This is a genomic window from Desulfuromonas acetoxidans DSM 684 (assembly GCF_000167355.1).
Lineage (GTDB): Bacteria > Desulfobacterota > Desulfuromonadia > Desulfuromonadales > Desulfuromonadaceae > Desulfuromonas > Desulfuromonas acetoxidans.
In genome coordinates this window covers 108,037-135,003 of the sequence record NZ_AAEW02000006.1, presented here as the reverse complement: position 1 = coordinate 135,003, position 26,967 = coordinate 108,037, and the positions used below count along the sequence as shown (strand labels likewise).

The 26,967-nt window shown below is 52.7% G+C and carries 23 protein-coding genes; 20 read left to right on the top strand and 3 right to left on the bottom strand.

Annotated elements, in window-relative coordinates; genetic code table 11:
- The first annotated feature begins 263 nt into the window (after positions 1–263).
- The 11 genes from DACE_RS06285 (at position 264) to DACE_RS06235 (ending at position 11,573) form a co-directional block, all read left to right on the top strand.
- The gene (locus tag DACE_RS06285; protein WP_040366396.1) at positions 264–3,710 is read left to right on the top strand and encodes a pyruvate carboxylase; all 3,447 of its coding nucleotides are present in this window, start codon (positions 264–266) and stop codon (positions 3,708–3,710) included.
- Between the two features lie 147 nt (positions 3,711–3,857).
- Complete coding sequence (locus DACE_RS06280; RefSeq protein ID WP_005999412.1) at positions 3,858–4,502, top strand: nicotinamidase; 645 nt, start codon at positions 3,858–3,860, stop codon at positions 4,500–4,502.
- The gene (gene pncB, locus DACE_RS06275) at positions 4,499–5,704 is read left to right on the top strand and encodes a nicotinate phosphoribosyltransferase (RefSeq protein WP_005999410.1); all 1,206 of its coding nucleotides are present in this window, start codon (positions 4,499–4,501) and stop codon (positions 5,702–5,704) included. The genes DACE_RS06280 and pncB overlap by 4 nt, the downstream gene beginning before the upstream one ends.
- A 29-nt stretch (positions 5,705–5,733) precedes the next feature.
- Positions 5,734–6,429: a hypothetical protein gene (locus DACE_RS06270; protein WP_005999408.1), complete on the top strand. Its 696-nt coding sequence runs from the start codon at positions 5,734–5,736 to the stop codon at positions 6,427–6,429.
- Positions 6,426–7,439 carry a radical SAM/SPASM domain-containing protein gene (locus tag DACE_RS06265; RefSeq protein ID WP_005999406.1) on the top strand — a complete coding sequence of 338 codons (1,014 nt, stop codon included), beginning with the start codon at positions 6,426–6,428 and terminating at the stop codon, positions 7,437–7,439. The genes DACE_RS06270 and DACE_RS06265 overlap by 4 nt, the downstream gene beginning before the upstream one ends.
- Positions 7,440–7,814: 375 nt before the next feature.
- Positions 7,815–8,294, top strand: coding sequence for a hypothetical protein (locus DACE_RS06260; protein WP_005999404.1), 480 nt, complete (start codon positions 7,815–7,817; stop codon positions 8,292–8,294).
- Positions 8,294–8,632: an EF-hand domain-containing protein gene (locus tag DACE_RS06255; protein ID WP_005999402.1), complete on the top strand. Its 339-nt coding sequence runs from the start codon at positions 8,294–8,296 to the stop codon at positions 8,630–8,632. The genes DACE_RS06260 and DACE_RS06255 overlap by 1 nt, the downstream gene beginning before the upstream one ends.
- A 62-nt stretch (positions 8,633–8,694) precedes the next feature.
- Complete coding sequence (locus tag DACE_RS06250) at positions 8,695–9,318, top strand: RNA polymerase sigma factor (RefSeq protein WP_005999400.1); 624 nt, start codon at positions 8,695–8,697, stop codon at positions 9,316–9,318.
- Positions 9,308–9,658 (top strand): hypothetical protein, encoded by a 351-nt coding sequence (locus DACE_RS06245; protein ID WP_005999398.1) that lies wholly within the window; start codon positions 9,308–9,310, stop codon positions 9,656–9,658. Before DACE_RS06250 ends, DACE_RS06245 begins: the two co-directional genes overlap by 11 nt.
- A 20-nt stretch (positions 9,659–9,678) precedes the next feature.
- Complete coding sequence (locus DACE_RS06240; protein WP_005999396.1) at positions 9,679–10,089, top strand: hypothetical protein; 411 nt, start codon at positions 9,679–9,681, stop codon at positions 10,087–10,089.
- Between the two features lie 173 nt (positions 10,090–10,262).
- Positions 10,263–11,573 (top strand): MFS transporter, encoded by a 1,311-nt coding sequence (locus DACE_RS06235; protein WP_005999394.1) that lies wholly within the window; start codon positions 10,263–10,265, stop codon positions 11,571–11,573.
- Between the two features lie 8 nt (positions 11,574–11,581).
- Here the strand turns inward: DACE_RS06235 and DACE_RS06230 are convergent, their stop codons facing one another.
- Complete coding sequence (locus DACE_RS06230) at positions 11,582–12,910, bottom strand: ArsB/NhaD family transporter (RefSeq protein WP_005999392.1); 1,329 nt, start codon at positions 12,908–12,910, stop codon at positions 11,582–11,584.
- A gap of 45 nt (positions 12,911–12,955) precedes the next feature.
- Positions 12,956–13,438 carry a CBS domain-containing protein gene (locus tag DACE_RS06225; RefSeq protein ID WP_005999390.1) on the bottom strand — a complete coding sequence of 161 codons (483 nt, stop codon included), beginning with the start codon at positions 13,436–13,438 and terminating at the stop codon, positions 12,956–12,958.
- A gap of 76 nt (positions 13,439–13,514) precedes the next feature.
- Between DACE_RS06225 and DACE_RS17135 the strand changes: the two genes are divergently transcribed.
- The 4 genes from DACE_RS17135 to DACE_RS17825 all read left to right on the top strand — a co-directional run bounded on the left by DACE_RS17135 (position 13,515) and on the right by DACE_RS17825 (position 18,518).
- Positions 13,515–13,970, top strand: coding sequence for a hypothetical protein (locus tag DACE_RS17135; protein ID WP_050769973.1), 456 nt, complete (start codon positions 13,515–13,517; stop codon positions 13,968–13,970).
- Between the two features lie 95 nt (positions 13,971–14,065).
- Entirely contained in the window at positions 14,066–14,917 is an 852-nt protein-coding gene (locus DACE_RS06215) for a YitT family protein (protein WP_005999387.1), read from the top strand.
- Positions 14,918–15,014: 97 nt separating this feature from the next.
- Positions 15,015–16,007 carry an aldo/keto reductase gene (locus DACE_RS06210; protein WP_040366434.1) on the top strand — a complete coding sequence of 331 codons (993 nt, stop codon included), beginning with the start codon at positions 15,015–15,017 and terminating at the stop codon, positions 16,005–16,007.
- A gap of 1,354 nt (positions 16,008–17,361) precedes the next feature.
- Positions 17,362–18,518 (top strand): IS3-like element ISDac1 family transposase gene (locus tag DACE_RS17825; RefSeq protein ID WP_155809012.1). Its coding sequence is split into 2 segments (ribosomal slippage): positions 17,362–17,611 and positions 17,611–18,518, totalling 1,158 coding nucleotides; the frame shifts between segments, so codons are not numbered across the junction.
- Positions 18,519–18,995: 477 nt separating this feature from the next.
- Here DACE_RS17825 and eno read toward each other — a convergent pair.
- Entirely contained in the window at positions 18,996–20,279 is a 1,284-nt protein-coding gene (gene eno, locus DACE_RS06195; RefSeq protein WP_005999379.1) for a phosphopyruvate hydratase, read from the bottom strand.
- Between the two features lie 468 nt (positions 20,280–20,747).
- On the opposite strand from eno, the gene DACE_RS06190 reads away from it, so the two are divergent.
- From DACE_RS06190 to lnt, 5 genes are read left to right on the top strand one after another with little or no spacing between them, the layout of a single operon-like run.
- Entirely contained in the window at positions 20,748–21,749 is a 1,002-nt protein-coding gene (locus DACE_RS06190) for a PhoH family protein (RefSeq protein WP_005999377.1), read from the top strand.
- Between the two features lie 2 nt (positions 21,750–21,751).
- A complete protein-coding gene (locus DACE_RS06185) occupies positions 21,752–24,172 on the top strand; it encodes an HD family phosphohydrolase (RefSeq protein ID WP_005999375.1) in 2,421 nt (806 codons plus the stop codon).
- Positions 24,075–24,548 carry an rRNA maturation RNase YbeY gene (gene ybeY, locus DACE_RS06180; protein ID WP_005999373.1) on the top strand — a complete coding sequence of 158 codons (474 nt, stop codon included), beginning with the start codon at positions 24,075–24,077 and terminating at the stop codon, positions 24,546–24,548. Before DACE_RS06185 ends, ybeY begins: the two co-directional genes overlap by 98 nt.
- Before the next feature lie 9 nt (positions 24,549–24,557).
- The gene (locus DACE_RS06175; protein ID WP_005999371.1) at positions 24,558–25,406 is read left to right on the top strand and encodes a hemolysin family protein; all 849 of its coding nucleotides are present in this window, start codon (positions 24,558–24,560) and stop codon (positions 25,404–25,406) included.
- The gene (gene lnt, locus DACE_RS06170; protein WP_005999370.1) at positions 25,399–26,901 is read left to right on the top strand and encodes an apolipoprotein N-acyltransferase; all 1,503 of its coding nucleotides are present in this window, start codon (positions 25,399–25,401) and stop codon (positions 26,899–26,901) included. The genes DACE_RS06175 and lnt overlap by 8 nt, the downstream gene beginning before the upstream one ends.
- The last annotated feature ends 66 nt before the right edge of the window (positions 26,902–26,967 follow it).

The following is a 26,967-nucleotide window of genomic DNA, read 5'->3' as shown; positions in this document are numbered from 1 at the left end:
AAAAATGATTTTTTGCTCGGTTCGAATAACTGTTGTGATATCTGGTATCTTCGGTGTTTTCAGGTACCATTTCACCATGTGTGTTAAAAATAGAACAATATTATGCCTTGACAAAACACCAGGGGTTCTGTTTAGATGTGCGCTGATCGGACCTTGTAAGTATTCGAAATAACAGCACTTTTTAAGTAAGACTAAAAAATATCACGAATTTTTCTTCGTGAATAAAAATGGGATGGAACTCCGAATTCTATCAGGAGGAGAGTATGGCAGTAAAACAGTTCAAGAAAATTATGGCCGCCAACCGCGGCGAGATTGCGATCCGGATTTTTCGCGCGTGTACCGAGCTGGGTATCAGCACCGTCGCCATCTATTCCGAAGAGGACAAACTGTCGCTGCATCGCTACAAAGCTGATGAAGCGTATCAGATTGGTAAAGGGAAAGGGCCGATTGACGCTTATCTCGGCATTGAAGAAATTGTCGAGTTGGCGCGCCAGAAAGGGGTCGATGCTATTCACCCCGGTTATGGCTTTTTGTCCGAAAATCCTGAATTTGCCGAGGCGTGTGAGCGCGCCGGTATTACCTTTATCGGTCCCACGGCGGAGATTCAACGTCGGCTTGGGAACAAGGTGGCTGCGCGTCATGTGGCCCTTGAAGCCGGTGTGCCGGTGGTGCCCGGCACTGAAGATCCGGTAAAAACCGAAGAGGAAGCTCTGCTGTTTGCCAAGGGGTGCGGTTATCCGATTATGGTCAAGGCCGCTTCCGGTGGTGGTGGGCGCGGCATGCGGGTGGCACGCAACAAAGATGAGCTGCTTGAAGGGCTGAAGTCGGCGGCTTCAGAGGCACAAGCAGCCTTTGGTGACGGTACCGTTTTCCTCGAAAAATTTATTGAAAATCCCAAGCACATTGAAGTGCAGATCATGGGCGATAGCCACGGCAACATCGTTCATTATTTTGAGCGGGATTGCTCGATTCAACGTCGCCACCAAAAGGTGATTGAGCTGGCACCATCCCCCTCTCTGTCACAGGAAAAACGCGAAGAAGTGTGCTCCCATGCCATGAAGATTGCCAACGAAGTCGGTTATCTCAATGCCGGAACCGTTGAGTTTCTCATGGACAACGAGGGCAAGTTTTACTTTATCGAAACCAACCCGCGTATTCAGGTTGAGCATACCGTCACCGAGTTGGTAACCATGCGCAACCTGGTGCAGACCCAAATTCGCGTCGCTGAAGGCTACAAACTGTCTGATCCTGAAATCGGTGTCGAAAAGCAGGAAGATATTGAGCTGCGCGGCTATGCTATTCAGTGCCGTGTCACCACCGAGGATCCGGCCAATAACTTTGCGCCGGATTTTGGCACCATCAAGGCTTATCGTACCGCCGTTGGTTTTGGTGTGCGTCTTGACGCGGCCAACGGCTACTCCGGCTCACGCATCACCCCGCATTACGATTCGCTGTTGGTTAAGGTCTCCACCTGGGGACTGTCGTTTGTCGATGCCTGCCGCACCATGAACCGTGCGTTGCAGGAATTTCGCGTGCGTGGTGTGAAGACCAATATCGGCTTTTTGGAGAACGTCGTCACCCACGAGCCGTTCCTCAAAGGGGAGTGCAACACCTCCTACTTGGATAACCATCCGGAACTGTTCGATATTCAGGAGAAAAAAGACCGCGCTAACAAGCTGCTTCATTATATCGGCCATGTGTCGGTGAACGGTTATCCCAATATCAAGAAGCGTTTGCATTTCAGGGATCTGCATGAGGCGGAGCTGCCGCACATTCAGCCGGAAGCGATTCGCCCGCGCGGCACCCGTGACATCCTGATGGCCAAGGGGCCACAAGGTCTGGCGGATTGGGCGCTGAATGAGAAGCGTCTGCTCCTGACTGACACCACCATGCGCGATGCCCATCAGTCGCTGTTGGCGACCCGCGTGCGGACCTATGACATCGATAAAATTGCCGAGGCGACCAGCCATCTGGCCGGTGGTCTGTTCTCCTTGGAGATGTGGGGTGGAGCGACCTTTGACGTGTCGATGCGCTTTTTGACCGAGGATCCCTGGGAGCGTCTTGATCGTCTGCGCACCAAGATTCCCAACCTGTTGTTTCAGATGTTGCTGCGTGGCTCCAATGCGGTGGGTTACACGAACTATCCCGACAATGTGGTTGAAGACTTTGTTGAAAAAGCCGCTGCTGGCGGTATTGATGTGTTCCGTATTTTCGATTCGCTGAACTGGACCAAAGGGATGCGTGTTGCCATGGAGGCGGTGCAGAAGAACAACGCCATCTGTGAAGCCGCCATGTGCTACACCGGTGATATTACCGATCCCAAGCGCGACAAGTATCCGCTCGAATACTACGTTAAGATGGCCAAAGAGCTGGAGAAGATGGGCGCTCATATCCTTGGTATCAAGGATATGGCCGGCCTGCTTAAGCCGTTTGCTGCTGAGAAACTGATCAAGGCGTTGAAAAACGAGATTGGTATTCCGGTGCATCTGCATACCCACGACACCTCCGGTAACGGCGGCACCATGTTGTTGCAGGCGGCTCAAGCTGGTGTGGATATTGTCGATACGGCATTGTCTTCCATCTCCGGGTTGACGTCACAGCCGAGTATGAACGGTTTGCTGTCGACCCTCGAAGGCACCATCTGGGACCCGGCGGTCGATAACGAAGGCATGCAGACTCTGGCCAACTATTGGGAGACAGTACGCACCTACTACGAGCCGTTTGAATCGGAGTTGCGTTCCAGTACCGCCCAGGTGTACTACCACGAGATTCCCGGTGGTCAGTATTCCAACTACAAGCCGCAGGTTGAGGGCCTTGGTCTCGGCCATCGCTGGGAAGAGTGTAAGCGCATGTACCGTGAGGTCAACGATATGTTCGGCGACCTGGTCAAAGTAACCCCGTCCTCTAAGATCGTTGGCGACATGGCCATGTTCATGGTGCAGAATAATCTGACACCGCAGGATGTTATGGAGCGCGGCCATGAGCTGACCTTCCCGCAGGGTGTGGTCGACTTCTTCAAAGGGATGCTCGGCCAGCCGTACGGCGGTTTCCCTGAGGAGCTGCAGAAGATTATCCTCAAGGACGAGCAGCCGTTTACCCACCGTCCTGGTGAGTTCCTCGAGCCGGTGGATTTTGCCGCCAAGAAAGAGGAACTGGAGAAGAAGGTCGGTCATCCGGTGCTCGACCGCGATGTGTCTTCCGCTGTGTTGTACCCCGGTGTGTTCGAGGAGTTTGACCGTCATCGCCAGGATTACAGCGATACCTCGGTATTGCCGACCCCGGTGTACTTCTACGGTCTCGATGTTGGTGATGAAGTGAGCATCGAAATCCAACCGGGTAAAACGCTGATTGTCACCCTGACGGCCATTAGCAAAGTGCATGAAGACGGTACTCGTAATATCTACTTTGAACTCAACGGTGAGCCGCGCCAGATCAAGGTCAAAGACCTGTCTGCCGAGACCGACGAGAGCGAGCACGTCAAGGCGGAAAAAGGCAATGATCGTGAGGTCGGTGCCCCGATGCCGGGCAAAATTTTCAAGCTCAATGTTGGCGTTGGCGATGAAGTGAAAGAGGGCGACACCCTGATCGTCACTGAAGCGATGAAGATGGAAACTAACATCAAGGCCAAGATTGACGGTTTAGTCAAAGAGGTGCTTTATAAAGAGGGCGATCAGGTGCAGCAGGACGACCTGCTGGTTGTACTCGAATAGTTTCACTCCATATGCAGATCTGATTCAGGCCGGGTTTTTTTGAACCCGGCCTTTTTTTTATGGTATGACAGACACATATAATTATTTGATTTTCTACTCTGGGATTCGACATGGTTGAGAACAACACACTTCAAAGGAACCACGTTTATGGTGATTTATTCACAAGACACCGCCAGTTTCGATGTCGATCCGCAATGTGGCTTTACGCCGCTGTGTCCCGATGAATTGCCCGTTGCTGACGGCGATGCCATTGTTAACGAGCTGAATGCCCAGGCCGGCTATGCCCGGCTGCGGCTGGTCAGTAAAGACTGTCATCCTGCCCAAGCCCCATGGATTGCGACAACACCGCAAGAGATTCTTCAACCCGTTGGCGTAGATTATCCTGATCTTGATGTTAAATGGCCGGCCCATTGTGTGGTTGGTACGCGGGGTAACCAGTTGATCCCCGGTCTGCCTGCGGAACAGGATTATGATCTGGTGGTGGAGAAAGGGATGGACCCTGTCAAGCATCCTTACGGGGCCTGCTATCATGACTTGAGCGAACAGACCAGCACCGGAGTCATTGAGTGGCTGCGTGACCACGGCATCCACTGTGTGGTGGTCGGCGGTCTGGCAACTGATTTCTGCGTCAAAACCACAGCACTGCAATTGGCACGCAATGGCTTCACTGTGGTGGTCAACCTGGCAGCCTGCCGTGGTGTGGCTGAAGAGAGTTCCGCCGCTGCGTTGGAAGAGATGCGCCAGGCCGGAGTCGTGCTGATTGCCGCCAGCCGTGAACTGGAGGCGGCATGAGTCCACGCATCACTGACCAGCCTCTGATTCACAGTCTTCTCGATACCGACCTGTATAAAATAAGCATGTTGCAGGCGTTTTTTCATGCCCCGGAATTTCGCACCGTATCCGTGGAGTGGAAGTTCGCCTGCCGTAATGATCACGGCTTTGATCTGACCACGTTGCGCGAGGATGTGCAGTGGCAGTTACAACAGGTGTGTTCGCTTCAGTTTACTGACGAGGAACTGGATTATCTCGATCAATTCCCTTTTTTTACCCACGATTTCATCGAATTTCTGCGCATTTTCCATCTCGATATGCGCTTTGTGTCTCTGGCCGTTGTTGAGGGGCAGTTGGATATCCGTTTCCGTGGCCCGCTGCTGCATGTGACCCTGTTCGAGATTTGCACCTTGGCAATTATCAGTGAACTGCATACGCTGGCGCATTACGGCGGCGTTGATCTGGATGTGGCCCGCCGGCGCCTCGAAGAGAAGATCGACCAGCTCAAGGCACCCGGACCGATGCCGGGATTTCACTTTGCCGATTTCGGCACCCGGCGTCGTGCCAGCCGCGCCTGGCAGGAGGAAGTGGTTTGCCGCCTGCATGAAGCATTACCCGACTATTTTACCGGTACCAGTAACCTGGATCTGGCGCGCCGTTATAACCTGATGCCGATCGGCACCATGGCCCACGAATGGTTTCAGGCCTGGCAGGCTGTGACCCGTTTGGCCGATGCCCAGAAGGCGGCGCTGGAAAGCTGGGTGCGGGAATACCGCGGGCGTCTCGGCATTGCTCTGACCGATTGTTACAACATGGATGCGTTCATGCGCGATTTTTCCGATCCCTATTTTGGCAAATTGTATGATGGTCTGCGCCATGACAGTGGCCCACCCATCGAATGGGGTGAAAAAGCCATTGCCATGTATCAGGCTATGGGGATCGACCCGCTGTCGAAGACCCTGGTGTTTAGTGACAGCCTGACCTTTGAACGGATGCTGGAAATTTACCAGTATTTCAATGGCCGCGTGCAGGTCTCGTTCGGGATTGGTACCATGCTGACCAACGATATCGGTCAACCGGCTCTGAACATGGTGATCAAAATGGTGGCGGCTAACGGCAAGCCGGTGGCAAAAATCTCCGATGAACCGGGCAAGAGCATGTGCGAAGATGCCGGATATTTACGTTATCTGGCGTCGGTGTACGACATTGAGCTGAACCTGTAACACACCGGATGAAAGAGACGATATAAAACATGATGGACAATGACCGTTTACGTCGTATCTCCCTCTATTCTGTCGGCCTGTTTCTGGCGATCAGTGCCCTGTTTGCCATTATTACCGTGATCAGCGGGTCCTTTGGCGCGTTTGAAATTCGCGTGCTGGTGACAACCACGGTGATTGCCGGAGCCAGCATCTGTTCGTTGTGCTGCAGTGCCTATCTGGTTGCCACGCAAAGGCGCTGGCCCGCTGTCAGCGGGATTGTCCTGGCTATGATCGCTGCCGTTCTTGGTATTTATGGTGCCTGGGGAGATGTTGATGTCGACACCTACTGGCGTAGCGTCGGCATCTTTACGGTGTGGGCGATTGGCTTTGCTCATGCGCTGGCCCTGTTAATGGTGCGGTTGGAGCCCCATTTTCAGTGGTTGCGTGTCTCTACCGTTGTGACCATTAGTGCCAATGCCCTGGTGTTTACCACCATGATTGTCACCGGTTATGATGACGATGCGGTCTTCAAGCTAATTGCCGTTCTGTCGATTCTTGCTGCTCTGGAAACTCTGTTGATTCCGATTATGGCCAAAATCAGTGCACGTCGCGAGCGGACGAAAACCACGCCGGACCTGGAGTTGTTTCGTCAAGAAGGGGGCGGATATTGTGATCGCCATGGACGGCACTATGCCGTGCAACTGTTGGATGATGGCGTGGAGGACTCCTCCCACGGGCGTTTATGAAGATTGCGTACGTGTGCAGTCGGCCGTTTGACTGGCTGGAGATTCACGATGACGGCTCAGCCTTTGTCTGCTGTCCGGCCTGGTTACGGCGTCCTGTTGGTAATTTGCTGACCACCCCGTGGCGTCAGGTGTGGAACGGTGCCGTGGCTGTTGAATTACGCAAAACCGTTATCAATGGCACCTTACATAACTGCAGCGCCCGACGGTGTCCGTTTCTCGCTGCGATCACGTCTCCCGTGGCTGTTGCTGATCAGTGTGATGATGCGCACCTGCTGGAGGACATTCGTCAGAAAAATACCTGCCTGAAACATGGTCCGAACACGTTGAATCTGAGTTTTGATCCGCGCTGCAATTTGACCTGCCCCAGTTGTCGTCATCAGCCCCCTGTTCTGGATGATTCGGCTCTGGCGAGGATTGATTGTCTGGTGCGGCTGGTGGGTGACGAGCTGGCACCGGACGTCGAGGAGTTGCGTCTGAGTGGCCACGGCGATCCGTTTGCTGCCGCCGGTTACCGGCAGATTCTCAATCAGGTCAGTGCAACGACATTTCCCCGTTTGCAGCGGTTGCATCTCCATTCCAACGGCCTGTTATGGACGCCGCAACGCTGGGTTGAACTGGCCCACCTTCATTCCTATTTGACCTCCGCCGAGATCTCCATCGATGCTGCTGATGTGACGGTTTATGCTGAGAACCGCGGCGGGGATTTCAATCTGCTCTTGGAGAATCTGGCCTTTATCCAGTCCTTGTCCATCGACCTGTTGCTGAGCTGCGTCGTGCAACTCAACAATTACCACCAGATGAGCGATTTTGTTCATTTGGCCCGTCGATTCGGTGCACGCAGCTATTTCAGCCCTCTGATCAATTGGGGTACCTGGAGCCGGGCCGAATATCAACGCCGGGCGGTTCATCTGTCGGAACATCCTGATCATCAGGCGTTTTGTGAGGCGCTGGCCCAGGTGGCCACTTTGCCGGATGTAGATGTCGGAGCGTTGTCTGTTGTTCTTGCTTGAGCCTCAGGACATTAAGATTGAATAGCGCGCAATAGCCTAGCCGCGCACCATGCTCTCCCGTTCCGCCGCGGCAGCCCGCGTTATGTGGGCACCAACTGTGAGAACAGATGGTGTTTGTCGGAGCAATCAGTTCCAGGCAGAGGACCACAAAAGAATAAAGTTTAGGCCAAAAGTAGACAGAATGCTATGGCTAACGCTAAAAAGATCAAGATTGCCGGCTTTGCTGGTACCCACCAGAAAAAATTTATCCGTTGTGTAACTCCTGATGATCTCCCTGCGAACCTTGAGCTATGACACATAGGGACGGGGCTTGAGGCATACGGTGTGCCTTGAACGCTTTTTCCTGGACAAGGATGTAACAGACAGGAGTGACTTATGCAACGCTATCAACAAGGTCAATTCGGAGATGGTTCCCGCCGTGCTTCTTTGGGGCTGCTGGCCGTTGTACTGCTGGTGATGGTTGGTTGGGTCGATCAGGCGACGGCTTTTCAACGTCAGGTGACTCGTAGTGGTGCCAGTGGCAACTCGGCCACACGTACCAATACCGTGAATCGAACCGATCAGGGCTATCAGCGGGATATTGTGCGCCAGGGGCCGCAGGGGTACAGCACCTCAAAATCAACACAAGGGCAATGGGATGCCGACAGCGGCACATGGAGTCGGCAAACAACCGCGACCAATGCCAACGGTCAAAGTGCCACAGCTTCACAATCTCTGACCCGGACGGACAGCGGTTACAGCCGTTCGAAAACCGTTACCGGCCCAGAGGGCAACAGTGCGACGAAAACCGTTGAAGGGTCCTGGGATCCTGAAACCAACACCTGGACAAAAACAGTCAGCGGTGGAGGGAATTGATGATGAATGATTCTCTTAACACGCTACGGCGCTTTTGCCCTATCGAACGCAGTTACCTGGTGATTGTTCTGCTAGCGCTACTTCTGTCGTGTATCCTGTTCACCAAGGCGCATGCGCTCTCTTCAAGGCAGCGTCCCATGGACATGCTCTACAACGCTGCAGACAGTGACGGTAACGGCTTGATCAGTGAAACTGAATGGCATACGGTGATGCAGAAGCGCTTTGAAGAGATTGATACCAATAACGACAGTCAGGTGTCACTGGAAGAGATGGCCGCCAGTCGTGAGACGGCAAAACAGCGCTTCCGGGCGATGCGTCAATCCGGAGGGGCTCGTTGAGCCGGACAACCACCATGGATGCTGTGTTGTATGAATCAGCGCCGGTTGCAAGGGACATGAACATGAAATCAAACAGTGTACAGGCCTGTCGGGAACAAGAGGATGATCGACAGATTATCCGTCAGGTCCTTAATGGCCAGACTGACATGTTTGAATCGTTGATGACCCGCTATCAAAACTATGTCTTCAAAATTGTCTCGGGGATTCTGCCCAACGACGTGGTGGAGGAGACGGCTCAGGATGTGTTTATCGAAGTATTTCGCTCGCTGGCCAAATACAATGACCAGATGCCGTTTAAAAAATGGTTGGCCGGGATTGCCGTCCATCGCAGCTATGATTATTGGCGACGCTATTATCGTTCAAAAGAGGTCCCGCTGAGTTCTTTGACACCGGACCACCAGGACTGGATCGACGGGGTGATTTCACATCATGCCACGGAACAGTTTAACCGTGGTGAGGCCAGAGATGAAGCCCGTGAATTACTTAAGTATGCTCTGGCCGAATTATCGGAAAAGGATCGGATTGCCTTGACTCTGGTTCATCTGGAGGGGCTGACGGTGAAGGAGGCTGCAAAAGTTCTTGGTTGGAGTGCAATCAATGTGCGGGTGCGCACTCATCGTTCAAGAGAAAAAATGCGGCAGAAACTGGCCCCTTTAGTTCGTGGGGAGGGAAGAAATGACGGATAAAAATCTGGAAAAACTTGAGGACGGTTTGCGGCGTGCCTACCTTCAGTCCGATTCACCGGTTCATCCTGGTGACGGCTGGCAGCAGCAGGTGATGAAAAAAATTGCCGTAGAGACGATAGAGAAGCCGGAACCTTTTTCGCTGCCGGCTCTGTTCAGCGGAGCCGGCAACCTGTTCGATGTGTCACCGCAGCAGGTGTGGGGATTCGCGACCGTGTGCACACTGTGTGCGGTTGTTGTGGGTGCTGTGGCGTTTTATTCCTCTGCCGGCATGGATTACGACATGTTCGCCATGATTGTCGAAGATCCGGTGTTTGAAACGCTGGCGTTGCTGACTTTATAACTGTGGGAAGGGTGTGAGTCATGATGACAAGATGGAAATTGTGGATCGTCATGGTCGTGGTCTTTGTGGCCGGGATCTGTGTCGGTGTCGGTGGGACAGGGTTGTTCCTGCGCCATAAGGTGACGACTGTGGTAGAGCAAGGGGCACCGGCCATCTCTCAACTTCTCGTACAACGACTTAGTGGGCGTTTGGACTTATCGTCTGATCAGGAGCAGCAGGTGACGGAAATTCTCAACAGTACCCAGCAACAACTGGCACAGCTTCGCCGTCAAATTCGCCCTGAAGTTCAAGTTTTGATACGGCAGACCGTTGAGGAGATTCGGACCGACCTGAGCCCGGCGCAACAACAGGAGTTCGATGCTTTTATTCAGCCGTTTCGCGAACGCTGGCAAGAGCATTTGAGCCAACAGATAGATGCTGAAAAGATGTAGTTATCCGCGATTTATCCACGGGTAACCTCCTGAAAGCCGGACTGTCTTTGACCGTTCGGCTTTTTTTGTTCAACGATGTATCTTCTGGCCGCGTGCTGGCCAACCGGGTGTCAGTTTGCTACCCTTATGCCAGTAATTCTTGTCAAAAATTGCTCTCATCATGGGGAGATCATATGCCGACACTCTCATGGGTACAACGTCTCTATCGTCGTCTCATTGTGACATCCAGTCAGCAGTGTCCCGAGCTGTCAGAAAATGCCCGCCGCTATGTGGCAGATAATTTTGTTCTTATGCTGGTCAGCCGTTTTTTTTCCAAATTGGCCGATGCCTTGTCCAATCCCAAGATTGTCCTGCCGTGGGTGATGGAAACGGTCCATGCACCGTTGTATCTGTTGGGTTTTCTGGTGCCGATTCGCGAGTCGGGATCATTGATTCCCCAGGTGGTGATTGCCGGTTATGTGCGTCGATTGACCATCCGTAAATGGGTGTGGGTTGTAGGAAAGCTGGTGGAAGTGCTTGCCATGACAGGCGTCGCTCTGGTGGCTTGGCTGGGGCAGGGCGCGGTGGCCGGATGGAGCATCCTGCTGTTGCTGGTTGTTTTTAGCTTGGCGCGGGGGTTTTGCTCGGTGGCTTCCAAAGATGTCACCGGAAAAACCATTGCCAAAAGCGCACGAGGCCAAACCAATGGCTGGTCGGCGAGCAGCGCCGGTCTGGTCACTCTGGTGTTGGGAGGCGGCTTTGTGGCTGTCGGAGGAGAGGAGTTGACGGCGGCTTCTGTCGCCATCTTGCTTGGTGCAGCCGTTATTTTATGGTCGTTGGCCGCACTGGCCTTTTCGCGGCTGCATGAGTTTCCCGGTGAGGCAGAAACCGCTGAAATCCACCCGATCAAAGAGTCGTGGCAGCGTTTAGCCCTCTTGGGACGTGATCGCCCGTTTCGCCATTTTGTCATCACCCGGGCGTTGTTGCTGTGTTCGGCCCTGACCGCGCCTTATTATGTGATTCTCGCCCAGAAGGCGTATGGCACCCAACCGCAACTGCTTGGGCTATTCATCCTGGCCAGCGGGTCAGCCAGCTTGGTGTCCTCGCCGATCTGGGGACGTTTTTCAGATCATTCCAGCCGGCGGGTGATGATGGCGGGTGCGGGCATGACCCTGGTGCTGGGAATGGTGGTGTTTTTCGTTGATCGGGTTGCTCCGCAGTGGCTGGCAAGTTTGTGGCTCTTGCCCGGCTGCTATTTTCTGCTCAGCATTGCTCACCAGGGAGTGCGCATCGGTCGCAAAACCTATGTCGTGAATCTGGGCAAAGGCAATCAACGCACCGATTATGTGGCGGTCAGCAATACGTTAATTGGTGTTGTTCTGCTACTGCTTGGCTTCAGTGGTGCACTGACCTCTTTTGTCGGTTTGAGTAGCCTGATCCTGCTGCTGTCACTGATGGGCGGTGCCGGCATGTTCATGGCGCGTCGCTTGCCCGATGTGGAATAACGGCCGGGTTAAAACCACTGTAGGACGTAGTAGCGCAGATAGAGATATATCATCGCCAGAAAGATGGTTAAAAAGGTGGTTGGGATACCGTATTTAAGAAATTGACCAAAGCTGATTCTGTAGCCGGCTTTTTCGCTCAGACCGATGACAATGACATTGGCCGAAGCGCCGATGGGTGACCCGTTGCCGCCGAGACAGGCGCCGAGAGCCAGAGCCCACCACACCGGATCAATGGTTCTTGCGTGTGCAACGGTGGTTGGTGCGGAGCCGAACACTTGATTGGACAGGTCGATGAGAATTGGGTTCATGGTAGCGACGAACGGAATGTTGTCGACAATGGCTGAGCTGACCGCCGAAAACCACAACATCACCATGGCCAAAACGGCCATATCATCCGGTTTGGGATGAGTGACGGCAATCATGGCGCGGGATAGATCTTCCACCAGTCCCACTTTGACGATGCCGCCGATAATGATAAACAAACCAATAAAAAAGAAGATGGTTGGCCACTCCACTTCGGCGAGGATCTCCGTCGGTTCTTCGTCAGAGAGCATAAACAGAGTCGCAGCACCCATCAGGGCGACGGTGGCTGGTTCATAATGGAAAAAACCGTGCAGCATAAAGCCGAGGATGGTCAGGCCGAGGATGAGCAAGGATTTTTTCAGTAGCGCCGGATCTCGAATCTGTTCGCGTTCATTCATGGTCATAATGCGCCGCTTCAGCTCTTCCTTAACCGTCAGGCTTTTACCGAAGACGATTTTCCACGCAAGCATCCAGAACAGAAAAATGATGATGATCGCCGGAGTCAGGTGGACGATGAAGTCCATGAAGTTGAGTCCAGCCTTTGAGGCGATCATGATATTGGGCGGATCACCGATCAGGGTGGCGGTGCCGCCGATGTTGGAGGCCAACGCTTCGGTGATCAGGTAGGGGATCGGGTTGATCTCCAATTGTTCAGCAATCAACAGTGTCACCGGAGCTAGCAGCAGTACTGTGGTGACATTGTCGAGAAAGGCGGAGCCCATGGCTGTAATGACGGCAAACAGGGTCATGATACGAAACGGCTCACCTTTGGCAATTTTGGCGCATTTAATGGCGACATATTGAAAGACACCGGTCTTGGTCATGATGTTGATCATCACCATCATGGAGATCAGCAGGAAGACAACATTCCAGTCAACGCCGAGTTCCAAATTGTGAAACGCTTCGTTCTGGTCGAGAATTTTGCCAATCAGGGTGATGGCGGCACCGAACAGGGCCACCTTGGTTTTATGGATTTTTTCAGAGATGATCAGGGCGTAAGCAAGAATAAAAATGCCGGTGGCAAACCAATACATAAAAAAACTCCGAAAAATGGCCCCGGAAATGGGGCCGTGATCAGGTTATTCAGTCAGCTCGACAACACCGTCGAAATCATAGGTAAACGGGTCGCCGATGAGATGAACCAGAATATCGACCCGGGTGATCTCACCAACAATTTTGTTGTGTTCATCGACAACGGGCAGAGTATTGAACCCGCGCTCGGCAAAAATCGCATCCGCCTGTAGCAGTTGATGATGAGGGTGCAGGGAGATCACCTTTTTCACCATGATGTCGCGGGCGCAACGATGGCGGGCTTTCTCAGCCTGCCGTTTGAGGTAGTCGGCACCATCACTGATCGAGCGGGCGAGGTGGGCATTCATGTAAGACGGCATCACCTCTTTGAGCAGGTCGCGGGCCGAAACCACGCCAATCAGGGTGCGGTTTTCATCAACAATGTAGGCCAGGCGAGGCGTTGGTGCGGCAATCTTATGCAGCAGGCAGACAAAATCACAGTCCGGCTCGGCCAGAACTACGGTTTTACGCATGCAGGTGGAAACATCCATGATAAACCTCCCTTGGTATAAAATAACTTATCGCGTTTTGTGGTGGGGGGGAAGGGGTTTTGTTTAAGCATGACGTATGAACTGGCGACTGGCAAATTATGGTGCTGTTTTAATCGTTCTTGAATGGGGTGATTTCATGCTTATTTTACGCAGTACGTTAATCTGGTTGCTGTTTGTGGTTGTTGCCTTTGGCAATGGTCTGCTGCGTCAGCAGTGGTTGGAAATATGGTTGCCGGTGTCTGTGGTGTTACCGGTTAGCGGGCTGCTGTTGTGTTGTTGGATTGCGCTGTTATGTTTTATCCTTTTCCCCTGGGTGTCGCAACGTCAACCCGGGCGCTACTGGGCGGTTGGTTGGGGATGGATGTTGCTGACCTTTGCGTTTGAGGTTGGCTTTGGTCATTGGGGTCTCGGCCGGTCGTGGGATGATTTGATTCAGGTGCTGGCGTTCTGGAAAGGGGATTTTTTTTTCGTTGTGTTGCTGGTTTCACTGGTGCTGCCTCGGCTTTGCGCGTATTTTTACCGATTGGATTAAATGACGAGCCCATTGTCTCTTGACAATGGTGATGTTAGGCTGCCCAAAAATTGTTTTTGTACACCTGATTGCGAAAGGAGGAGCCTTTGTCTCAAATGCGGGATTACAGTTATTCCGTTCCCTGGAATCTGATGTTGATTGTCTTAGGGTCGGTGATTCAGGCGGTTGGTTTCAAGGGCATTGCCACGGTCCATGGCTTTGTTCCCAGCGGATTATTCGGCCTGGCAACACTGATAGAGTATAAAACATCGATTCTTGATGCCGGTGTCTGGTATCTGATGCTCAACGTGCCGATGTTTGTCCTCGGCTATCTGTTTATCAGTCGCCGTTTTCTGGCGTACAGTTTTGTCTCCATGGTCACGGTTTCTCTGGCTTACAGCAGCCTTGATCTGGTTGTTCATATACAGAACCAACTTTACGCCGCCGTGTGTTTTGGCGTGATCAGCGGTGGTGGCGCCGGTCTGGTGTTGCGCACATTAGGATCCAACGGTGGACTCGATGTGGTGGCGGTGATTGCCAATCAGCGTTTCAACGTCGGTATTGGTAAAACGTACTTTATGTTCAATCTGGCCCTGTATTCGGTCAGTTTTCTCAGTTTGGATAACGATTTGGTCATTGCTTCACTGATCGCGGCGTTTGTCGCCTCGGTGTGCATGGATTACAGCCTGTCCATGTTCAGTCAGCGCAAGCTGTGTCTGATTATTTCCAAACACAACGAAGAGATCGCCCAGAAGGTGATGCATAGCATGAAGATCGGGGCGACCTTTCTTGAAGGAGTTGGCGCCTACAAAAATGAAACCCGCCGCGTTTTGATGGTGGTGACCAACAATATTCAGCTTAAACGACTTGAACAGGTTGCGTTTACCATTGATCCGCACAGTTTGTTTATCGTTGAAAATACCTTTAACGTGATTGGTTCAACGTTTTCGCGGCGCAAAATTTATTGATGAGTGACCGATCGGTCACGCTGAATTGAATATAACGTGAAACTCCCATCGCATGTTACTTCATGATGTGCAGAAAGGTGTGTTTGAGATGTCTTCTTTGAGGATTGAAACCACGAAACTTGGGGCCACGGATATTGATGTCAGCCAGGTGTGCCTGGGGACCTGGGCCATTGGTGGCTGGCTGTGGGGTGGCAGTGACGACAGCCAGTGCATTGCCACCATTCGAGCGGCTCTGGATCAGGGGATTACTTTTATCGATACGGCTGCGGTGTATGGTTTTGGCCATTCTGAATCTCTGGTTGGGCAGGCATGGAAAGGGCATGTGGCGCGGGATAAAGTGGTGCTGGCCACCAAGGCCGGATTGCAATGGAGTGATGATGGCAAGGTAACACGCAATTGTACCCGCGAGCGGTTGTTGCAGGAGATTGATGATTCGTTGCAGCGCTTGCAGACCGATTATATCGATCTTTACCAGATTCACTGGCCTGATCCGCTGGTACCCATTGAGGAGACCGCCGAGGTGATGGCCGGGCTGCTCGCCAGCGGTAAGATTCGGGCCATTGGCGTGAGTAACTACAACCCGGAGCAGATGGACCGCTTCCGCTCGGTGGCGCCATTGCACAGTGTGCAACCGCCCTACAATCTGTTTGAGCGGCAGATTGATGCGGATGTGCGGCCTTATGCCCAGCAACATGGTTTGGCGATCCTTGCCTATGGTGCTATTTGCCGCGGTTTGTTGTCCGGCAAGATGACGGCTGAGCCAACGTTTGAGGGCGATGATATTCGCCAATACGATCCGAAGTTTAAAGCGCCGCGCTATACGGCTTATCTTGATGCGGTGGCCAAGCTGGATGCGTTTGCCCAGGAGCGTTTTCAGCGCGGCGTGTTGGAACTGGCGGTGCGCTGGGTGATTGATCAGGGTGCCATTGCCCTGTGGGGGGCGCGGCATCCGCAGCAGTTGGATCGGGTGCAGCAGGTATTTGGTTGGTCGTTGTCGGAGGCGGATCGCGATGAGATCGCCGCGATTGTTAATGCGACGATTACCGACCCGGTTGGGCCGGAGTTTATGGCGCCACCGGCACGGAAATAGAAATGGCTGTGGTTCGTGCAAGGTTGCGTTCCTTCCTTGTACGAACCACAGAAATTTAAGATCAAAGTCAAGGTCGCCGGGTTTCGTCCCGGCAGCCGACATACTTTTGACTGGCCGCTCAAAAGGATGCAAAAGCCGGCTTGAACACCTCCTGAACCTTGATCAACCGGCACTGTGTCTGTTTCCGTGATGCTTCACGGATTCGGCTTGCCTCCCTTTAGCTCGGCAAATTGTGCAATTCATCATCTTTGGTGTAAAACCTTGATAACGCTCTTTCGTCTTACTCTATCTCCAGTGTGGCACCGATCAAACGGGCGGGACGGAGCCCGCCCTACGGTCGTGTGTAATTTAGCACCTGAGCCCTCCCGTTCAGCAGCGCCGAACGAAGAGAACGGTCATCGCGATGGTCGTCGGCAACCTGTTTGAGCGTCAGCGAGTTTTGCCGACATCGCGGTGTAAGTGAACGCAGAGAGGGAACCCGTAAGGGCGCAATGACGGGAGTCGATTTTGCGGTACTTTTGTCGACGCAAAAGTGCCCCGACGTGCGGGCGCGGCAGCCCGCGTCACGTGGGTACCACCTTCGCGAACGGATGAAGTTCGCCAGAGCGATCAGCTTCGGATGACGAACCACTGAATGTCAAAGTCAAGGTCGCCGGGTTTCGTCCCGGCAGCCGACATACTTTTGACTGGCCGCTCAAAAGGATGCAAAAGCCGGCTTGAACACCTCCTGAACCTTGATCAACCGGCACTGTGTCTGTTTCCGTGATGCTTCACGGATTCGGCTTGCCTCCCTTTAGCTCGGCAAATCGTGCAACTCATCATCTTTGGCGTAAAACGTTGATAACAATATGATGTCGCGCTCTATCTCTGGTGTGGCACCGATCAAACGGGCGGGACGGTGCCCGCCCTTTGTTCGTCTGTCATTGAGCAGCCAAGCCCTCCCGTTCAGCAGCGCCGAACGAAGAGAACGGTCACCGCGATGGTCGTCGGCAACCTGTCTGAGCGTCAGCGAGTTTTGCCGACATCGTGGTGTAAGTGAACGCAGAGAGGGAACCCGTAAGGGCGCAATGACGGGAGTCGATTTTGCGGTACTTTTGTCGACGCAAAAGTGCCCCGACGTGCGGGCGCGGCAGCCCGCGTCACGTGGGTACCACCTTTGCGAACGGATGAAGTTCGCCAGAGCGATCAGTTTCGGATGACGAACCACTGAATGTCAAAGTCAAGGTCGCCGGGTTTCGTCCCGGCAGCCGACATCCTTTTGACTGGCCGCTCAAAAGGATTGTAGTGGTCTACTAAACTTGGACACCCACAAAGGTGGTAACATCCACCTAAACGAGAAAGGGGTCTAAGGACTATGGGAAGAAAAATATTCACAAATGAATTCAAGGTAGAATGTGCCAGCCTTGTTTTGGATCAGGGATACAGTGTCCCAGATGCTGCCCGAGTTATGGATGTTGGAGAAACGGCCATGCGTCGTTGGGTAAAGCAGCTCAAACAGGAACGAGCTGGGACGACACCGGAAACTCCAGCCCTTACAGAGGACAAAAAGCGTATCCAGGAACTCGAAGCCCATATTCGTCGTCTGGAGAAAGAGAAGCAAATCCTAAAAAAGGCTACCGCTCTCTTAATGTCGGAAGACAAGCTTCGTTTGAGTTGATCAGTACATTGAGAGAGCATGACTGCGTTTGTGTCCTTTGCCGTCTTTTTGATGTTTCGCGTTCTAGCTACTATGCCTATTTGAATCGTCGAGCTCATCCAGATACTGAACGCATCAAGTTACGTATTCGGATCAAGGAGTTGTTCAATAAAAGTCGTTATTCAGCTGGAAGCCGCAGTCTTACCAACATGTTACGCAGTGAAGGTATCACCATAGGACGTTTCAGAGTACGTCGTCTGATGCGTGAGGCGAGCTTATTCAGTAAACAACCTAAACCACGTTTGTACAGAATTGCCAAAGTAGAACATCCAAAGATTCCGAACCTGTTGAATCGGGATTTTGATGCGAAGAGGAAAAACCAGACATGGTGTAGTGATATTACCTATGTTCGAGTTGGAAAACGGTGGATTTATGTCGCTGCGGTATTAGATCTTTACACTCGGCGTGTTGTTGGGTTGAGCTTATCAGAAAACTGTGACGCACAACTTGCAGTTAACGCTATCAAAAGCGCTTATCGGACAAGGAAAAAGCCAACTGGGGTTTTGGTTCACACAGACCAGGGACAACAATATGGCAGTGATTTGTTCTGTCTCCAGCTTCGATGCTATCAGATGAAACAGAGCATGAGTCGGCGAGGAAATTGCTGGGATAATGCACCAATGGAGCGTTTGTTTCGCAGTTACAAAAGCGAATGGATGCCAAAAGGTGGCTATCAAACGTTTGCAGAAGCACAGCTCGACATAGAGCACTATTTTATGAACTATTACAACTGGAGCAGACCTCATCAAAGAAATAAAGGAATGGCTCCGGCTGTAGCGGAAAAAGAACTTATATCTGTGTCCAAAAATAGTTGACCACTACAGATGCAAAAACCGGCTGAACACCTCCTGACCCTCAGATTAACCGACACTGAGTCTGTTTCCGTTGTGCTTCACAGATTCGGCTCGCCGCCCTTTAGGTCGGCGAATCGTGCAACGCATCATCTCTGGCGTAAAATGTTGACAACAGTTTGACGCCGTTCTCTATTTTTTTCGTGGCACCAATTAACCGGGCGGGACGGTGCCCGCCCTGCATTCGTGTGTTATTCAGCAGCACCGAACGCAATGAACGTCAGCGAGTTTTGCCGATATTGCGGTGTAAGAGAATGGAGAGAGGGAACCCGAAGGGTGCAATGACGTGCGGGCGCGGCAGCCCGCGTCACGTGGACACCAACCATGAGAACGGATGAAGTTCGCCAGATCAATAGACTCCGCATCAAGTACCACAAAACAAAAAAGCCCTGCCGCAAAAAATGCAGCAGGGCTTTTCCAATCTAAATCAGATGACGCGAATTACAGGTTGTAGAACACGTCCTTGCCATTGAAGATGGACACACCTTCCAGCTCATCCTCAATACGCAGCAACTGGTTATATTTGCAGATGCGGTCGGTTCGGCACAGCGAACCGGTTTTGATCTGACCGGCGTTGGTGGCCACAGCCAGGTCGGCAATGGTGGAGTCTTCGGTCTCACCGCTGCGGTGAGAAATCACGCAGGTGTAACCGGCGCGCTTGGCCATCTCGATGGCTTCCAGGGTCTCGGTCAGGGTGCCGATCTGGTTGACTTTGATCAGGATAGAGTTGGCAATCCCTTTGTCAATGCCTTCCTTGAGGATCTTGCTGTTGGTGACGAACAGGTCGTCGCCGACGATCTGGATCTTGTCGCCCAGTTTGTCGGTCATGATCTTCCAGCCGTCCCAGTCGTTTTCAGCCAAGCCGTCTTCAATGGAGATGATCGGATAGCGGTCAACGAGGTCTGCATAAAATGCCACGGTCTCTTCGGCGGTTTTCAGCGCCTGCTCTTCGTTGGCGAAGTTGTACTTGCCATCGCTGTAGATTTCAGATGCGGCGACGTCCAGCGCGAGGAGGATCTCTTCGCCAGCTTTATAACCAGCCGCTTCGATGGCTTCCATGATCACCTGCAGCGCTTCTTCGTTGCTTCCGAGGTTGGGAGCAAAGCCACCTTCATCGCCAACGGCGGTGTTATAGCCTTTGTCTTTGAGCACTTTTTTCAGGGCGTGGAAGATCTCGGCACCCATGCGCAGCGCTTCTTTGAATGAAGGTGCGCCGGCGGGCATGATCATGAATTCCTGGATGTCGACGTTGTTGTCGGCATGGGCGCCACCGTTGAGGATGTTCATCATCGGCAGTGGCAGTTCCTTGGCATTGGGACCGCCGAGGTACTGATAGTAGGGCAGGCCGGATTCTTCGGCTGCAGCACGGGAGCAGGCCAGGGATACGCCAAGCAGGGCGTTGGCGCCGAGGTTGCTCTTGGTTTCGGTTCCGTCCAGTTCGAGCAGTTTTGCATCAATACCGGCCTGGTCGGTGACTTCCCAGCCAATCAGGGCATCACAGATTTTCTCGTTGACGTTGTCAACGGCCTTTTGTACCCCTTTGCCAAGATAACGGGATGTGTCGCCGTCACGCAGTTCCAGTGCCTCACGCTCGCCGGTGGAAGCACCGCTGGGAACGGCTGAACGACCCAGAACGCCGCTTTCGAGCAAGACGTCGACTTCGATAGTGGGGTTGCCGCGTGAATCGAGAATTTCACGTGCGTAGATGTCCATGATTTCGCCCATGACTGAACTCCTTTGTTTGTCCTATGTTCTTAAGTGAAATAAATAAATGAAATGGGCCGTGTTGCTCAACAACGACTTGGTCGGAATGTTAGTCGTCATCGAACTCCGGCCCTGCGTATTAACGGTGGGTCCGCCGAAATGACGGGCCATTTTAAAACAACGTGTGTTTCCGGCGCTGTATTTATATCACAGGGCGAAAAAATTTAAAGGCAATTTTCAACTTCATTTGAGTGAAAGCTGTTTGACGTGTTTGACCGGTGCAGCAACTGCGATGGTGTTGAGTTGCTGTGATGTATTTTATTGCGCAAGTTCAGGTGGTTATGTGGTGTTGAGTTGGTGGTAAATCGCTGTTGATCTGCTTGGGTAATAGTGATAATCTGAGCGATCTTGAAGTGGTGGTTTCTGTCGGCGGCTTTTGGTCGTGTCAGAAGCCGGGTTGACGTCTGCCGCCATGGTCCTTTGGAGGGCATGGGCATCACATCCGGAGAACTGTTTGCGCATAGTCGAGTTTCTGTGAACGAAGACCCTTATCGATGTTGTTTCACCATTACGGACCCCATGATGGTGCATGCCCTGCTTGGGCAGCATAACAGCCACCTGCATCAACTTGAAAACCTGTTGGGTGTTCGCCTTGGTTCGCGAGGCAACGATATACAGATCAGTGGCGCAAAACTGGATGTCGAACTGACTGAGCTGGTTTTGAATCAGTTGGTGGCCTTGTTGCAAAAAGGCTATCCGCTGTATCCTCCGGATATTGATTACGCTGTCAACATCCTGCGTAGCAACTCCTCCATTAATCTGACGGATATTTTCTTTGATACCGTTCTGGTATCCGCCCGCAACAAATACATTGCCCCGAAGAGCCTTGCCCAAAAAGAGTACATTGACGCCATTCGTCAGAACGATGTGGTGTTCGGTGTTGGTCCGGCCGGTACCGGGAAAACCTATCTGGCCATGGCGCTGGCTGTGGCGGCCTGGCAGAAAAAGCAGGTTAATCGCATTGTGCTGGTGCGTCCGGCGGTCGAGGCTGGTGAAAAACTCGGATTTCTACCCGGCGATATTGCCGAGAAGGTCAACCCCTATTTGCAGCCGCTGTATGATGCGCTGTTTGATATGGTCGAGCGCAGCAAAGGCCAGGAGATGATTGAAGAGGGGATTGTTGAGGTGGCGCCGCTGGCGTTTATGCGCGGACGGACATTGAACGATTCCTTTATCATCCTTGATGAAGCGCAGAATACCACCCGAGAACAGATGAAAATGTTTTTAACCCGGTTGGGATTTGGCAGTAAAGCTGTGGTCACCGGTGATGTCACCCAGATCGATTTGCCCAGTGGCCGCCCTTCAGGGTTGCTGGACGCCCTGCGTATCCTTGATGGTCTTGATGGCATTGCCATTCGCCGTTTCAGCCAGATTGATGTGGTGCGCCATCCGATTGTTCAGCGGATTGTCCAGGCTTACGAGAAAGCGTAGTTATGACGCCCAAACATAAACAGATTCAGAAGAAACGTTTTGCTTTAACGCCGTCGGCGACCAAACGGTTGCTGTTGGTGGTGTTGGCGGCTCTTCTGACCATCATCATCATTCCTAAAGGCGGTTTTGTCCCCGATTATTACAAACCGGGTGACATCGCATCGCGCGATATTAAAACGCCGCGCGATTTTCTGGTGCCTGAACCGGAACTGACCGAGAAGAAGAAACAGGATGCCGCACAGGCGGTGATCCCGATTTACGACTATGATCCGCGTCCGAGTAAGGCTGTGGCGCAGAAATTTTCCGACGTTCTTAGCCAGCTTAACGCGGAACTTCATCGTCATGATGACGTGACGGTTGAAGAGGCCTCACCCGCCTCTCCGGATAAAACGACCAGTGAGGCGGCTGCCGAAGCGATTGTCGAAGCTGGGGTGAAGCCCTTGCCTGCGGTGAACCCATCCGCCATCCTTGATCTGCAACTGACGGAAGCACAGACGAAATCGTTACGTCTGTTGGCTCGAGATGATGTTTTGGTGCCAAAGTTCAGTCGCGATATCCGTCACGGGTTGAATCGCAAAATTGTCGGCAATTTGGAGTTGTTTCAGAACAACTGGCATGGTTCCATCCTTATCCGTGATCTGGCCAATGATAAAGAAACGATTGTTGAGGATAAGCAGTCGGTGCTTGGCCTCAATGAGGTGCTCAGGGATCTGAGACAGCAGTTGTTCGGCGATCAGAACGTTACTGCTGAAGCGGTTGAGGTGATGGCTGTTTTGCAGAAAATGGTGCGCCCCAATCTGACCTTTAATCAGAGTGAGACGGAAGTTCGCAAGCGGGCGGCAGCGGAGTCGGTACTGCCGGTGCTGTTACAGGTCAAACGTGGTGAAATGATTGTCCGTGAAGGCGAGCGTGTTACTGCCGAGCAGGTTCGCAAATTGCAGGCGCTGCAGTCTTCGGTGGATGGCTTCAAGATGGCACGCAATGCCGCGGGTCTGATGCTGGGCATTATGTTGTTGTTTTATGTGCTGCATCGTTTTGCCAAGATGAATATTCGTAAGTACCATCCGCAGCAGCGCGATCTGCTGTTTCTGGTTTCGGTCTTTGTCGGTTTGTTCGTTATTGCCAAGGTGGGGATTTTTATCTCCATGGCCTTGCAGAGCGCTTTTCCCTACATTGATTCGGCCTGCTATTATTACCTGCTGCCGTTTGCCGCCGGAGCCATGTTGGTACGGATTGTCCTCAATTCCGAAGTGGCTTATGTGTTCTCAACCCTGTTGGCCTTGCTGATGGGGATGTTGTTCGGCAATAACCTGTATATCTCCTTGTATGTGCTGGTTGGCAGTGTGACGGCCGCCCATTGGGTCCGTCACAGTCAGGCACGCAGCAACCTGTATCGGGCTGGCTGGTATCTGGCGCTGGTGAATATGGCCATGGTGCTGGCCATTTATGCGCTGTCGGACAATCCGTTCAACGAGCAGGTGTTGTACCGACTCGGCTTTGCCTTTGTCGGTGCGTTCGGTTGTGCCATGGTGGTTAACGGCACCATTCCACTGGTGGAGTCGCTGTTTAAATACACTACAGATTTCAAGCTGATGGAACTGGCCAATATGAATACACCGATTCTGCGTGAATTGATGATTCAGGCACCGGGCACTTACCACCACTCCATCGTGGTCGGCAATCTGGTGGAAAATGCCGCCGAGGCTATTGGTGCTAACCCGCTGTTGGCGCGGGTGGCGGCATATTATCACGATATTGGCAAGATCAAGAAGCCGCTCTACTTTGCCGAAAACATGCATCCGCCGGAAAATCGCCACGACAAATTGGCGCCGTCGATGAGCGCTTTGATCCTCATCTCCCATGTCAAGGACGGGGTTGAACTGGCCAAAGAACACAAGCTCGGCCATGATTTGATTGAGATTATCCGCCAGCACCATGGCACCGCCCTGATCAAATTTTTCTACGACAAGGCGCAGCAGCGTGAAAAGGACGGTCAGGTCAACGAGCAGGATTACCGTTATCCCGGCCCGAAACCGCAGACCCGTGAGGCGGCATTGATTATGCTGGCCGATGCTGTGGAAGCGGCAGGCCGTACCTTGATGGATCCAACTCCGGCGCGTATTCAGGGCATGGTGCAGAAAATTATCAACAAGATTTTTATTGACGGTCAACTTGATGAATGTGAATTGACGCTCAAAGACTTGCACGAGATAGCCAAGAGTTTCAACCGCATGCTGTCGGGAATTTTCCACCAGCGTATTGAGTATCCAGAACCTGCGTATAAAGAGCGGGAAAAAGATAAAGAGATTAAGAGGATTAACAACGATGATCTACATCGAGAATCAGCAGCAGAACCACGACATCCCGATAACAACGTTCAAAACGGCAGCCAAGACGATCTTAAACGCCTTGGAATGTCCTGACGACACCGAGTTGTCGGTAGTGATCGTTGACGACGACCAGATTCAGGAGATCAATCGCGATTATCTGCAACGCGATAATCCGACCAATGTCATCTCTTTTGCCCAGCAAGAGGGCGAAGGAGCCGGCATTTGTCCGGAGCTGCTTGGCGACGTGGTGATCTCTGCGGATACGGCGGCACGTGATGCTGCCGAAGCTGGTGTGCCGTTTTTCAGTGAAATGAGTTTTTTACTTATCCACGGTATTCTTCATCTGCTCGGTTATGACCATGAGCGAGGCACTGAAGAGCAGGCTACGGAGATGGAAGCTAAGGAACGGGAACTGTTTGCCGTACTCAAACAGGCGTTTCCCGAATTGATAACTGAGGGGAGTAAATAGGGACAGGCCATGGACACCACACCGGAAACCCGCCGTAGCTGGTTACAGCGATTGCTCGGCATCACCCATCATGTTACCTCGGAGGAGCATCTTCAGGAATTGATTCATGCTTCGGAAGAGGGGGGCATTATCAACGCCGAAGAAGGCGAAATGTTTAGTTCCATCTTCGAATTCGGTGAAACCATTGTCCGCGAGGTGATGATTCCGCGCACAGAAATGCGCAGCTGCCCGGTGGATGCCAGCCTTGATACCTTCATTGAGATGGTGTTGAAGTTTGGCCACTCGCGCATTCCGGTTTACGAAGAGACCATTGACCGTATTGTTGGTCTGGTCTATGCCAAAGATCTGCTCAAATTTTGGGGCCAGCCTTCCCACGAGATTTCGTTGCGTGATTTGATGCGCAAGCCCTATTTCGTCCCTGAGACCAAGCGTATTGAAGAGTTGCTGCAGGAGTTTCGTACCCAGCGGATGCATATTGCCATTGCCATTGACGAATACGGAGGCACCTCCGGTTTGATCACGCTGGAAGATCTTATTGAAGAGATTATCGGCGATATCAAAGACGAATATGATTTCGATGATAACCAGTTGATCGAGGAGACTCCCGGAACCATTGTCGTTGATGCGCGGTTGAGTTTGGACGAACTCGAAGACCATTACGACTTGCCCGAATTTGAGCGTGATCAGTTTGATTCGGTGGGGGGGTTGCTGTTGCATCGACTTGGTTATGTCCCCAAGCCGGGAGAAGAGGTGGTTGTTGAGCCGCTTAAAATGGTGGTGTTGCAAAGTGACGAACGGATGATCCACCGAATTCGGGTAATTCGCGAAGAGTCCCCGGAGGAACCGTTGGATGACTGATCGCTGGCTGCAGCGTTTGGCACCACCTTTTTCCGGCCTGTTGATGGCCCTGGCTTTTCCGTTGGCCGGGCAGGGGTGGCTGGCCTGGCTGGCGCTGGTGCCGCTGCTTGTCGTGATGCCTTCTCGGCCCTGGCGCTCAGGATTCAGCGCCGGGGTTGTTTTTTTTGCGGTGACGCTCTACTGGTTGAATCTGGTGATGACGGTTTATGGCCAGATGCCGTGGGTGTTGGCCATTGTGGCTTACCTGTTACTGGCGACGTACCTGGCGTTGTTCTGGGCCGCGACCTGCTGGTGCAGCATGCGCATTCATCGCGCTCTTCATGTGCCCCTGCCGCTGGTAACCGCAGTGTGTTGGGTGGCCCTTGAGTATGTGCGGAACTGGCTGTTTACCGGTTTTCCCTGGGGGAATATCGGTTACTCGCAGATTAATGCTCTGTGGCTGGTGCAAAGTGCCGATCTGTTCGGCGTTTATGGCCTGGCATTGATGCTGTTGCTGGTCAATGGTTTGCTCGCCGATGGAGTTCGCCGCCGCGTGGCCGGTGAAACCTTGCCGTGGCGCAGCGCCCTGATTGTTGGCTTGGTGCTGGTCGGTCAGTTGGGCTATGGGTACTGGCGTCTTGCCGCTGCGGAGCCTGACCGGGATGCCCTACAGGTCGGGTTGGTGCAGGGCAGTATTGATCAGGCGGTTAAATGGGATCCGGCCCATTTGCAGCGTACCCTGGAGCGTTACCGTCAGCTCAGTGCCCAGGCGCAAGACCCGGAACTGCTGGTGTGGCCGGAAAGTGCCACGCCGTTCTTCTACCAGAATGGCGGCGAGCGTGCGTATCAGGTGCGTTCCGTCGCCCGTGAGCAACGTGCCTATCTGTTGTTTGGTAGTCCCAGCTATGCACGGCAGGAGGCTGATGACGAGGTTGCTTATCTCAACAGCGCCTATCTGCTTTCTCCTCAGGCACAATTGTTGGGGCGCAGTGACAAGGTTCATCTGGTCCCATTCGGTGAGTATGTTCCGTTGTGGGGGATGTTTGGTTTGGTTGAAAAACTGGCCGAGGGGATTGGCGATTTTGTCCCTGGTCAGTTGCAGCCGCTCTCACTCAATGGCCATCAGCTTGGCGTGTTGATCTGTTATGAAGCGATTTTTCCCGAGCTGGCGCAGAAGCTGGTGTCACGAGGTGCTCAGGTTTTGGTGAATATTACCAACGATGCCTGGTTTGGTGATTCTTCCGCACCGTGGCAGCACCTGGACATGGCACGGATGCGGGCAATAGAGAATAAAGTCTGGTTATTGCGCAGTGCCAATACCGGTGTGAGTGCCCTGATTGATCCGTTTGGTCGGGTGGTGGCACAATCGCGCTTGTTTGAGCCGGCTCTGGTGGAGGGAACGGCCTATTTTAAACAGGGGGGTAGCCTTTATACCCACACAGGTGATAGTCTACCGCGTTTACTCGGCATTGTCGTGTTGGTATGGCTGTGGCAGTCGCGTAAAAAAAAGCTGTGATTCACCTGTCAAGACAGGTACTCTTACGAGTTATTGCACGTGAGCCCATCAAAGGGCTCAACAGGT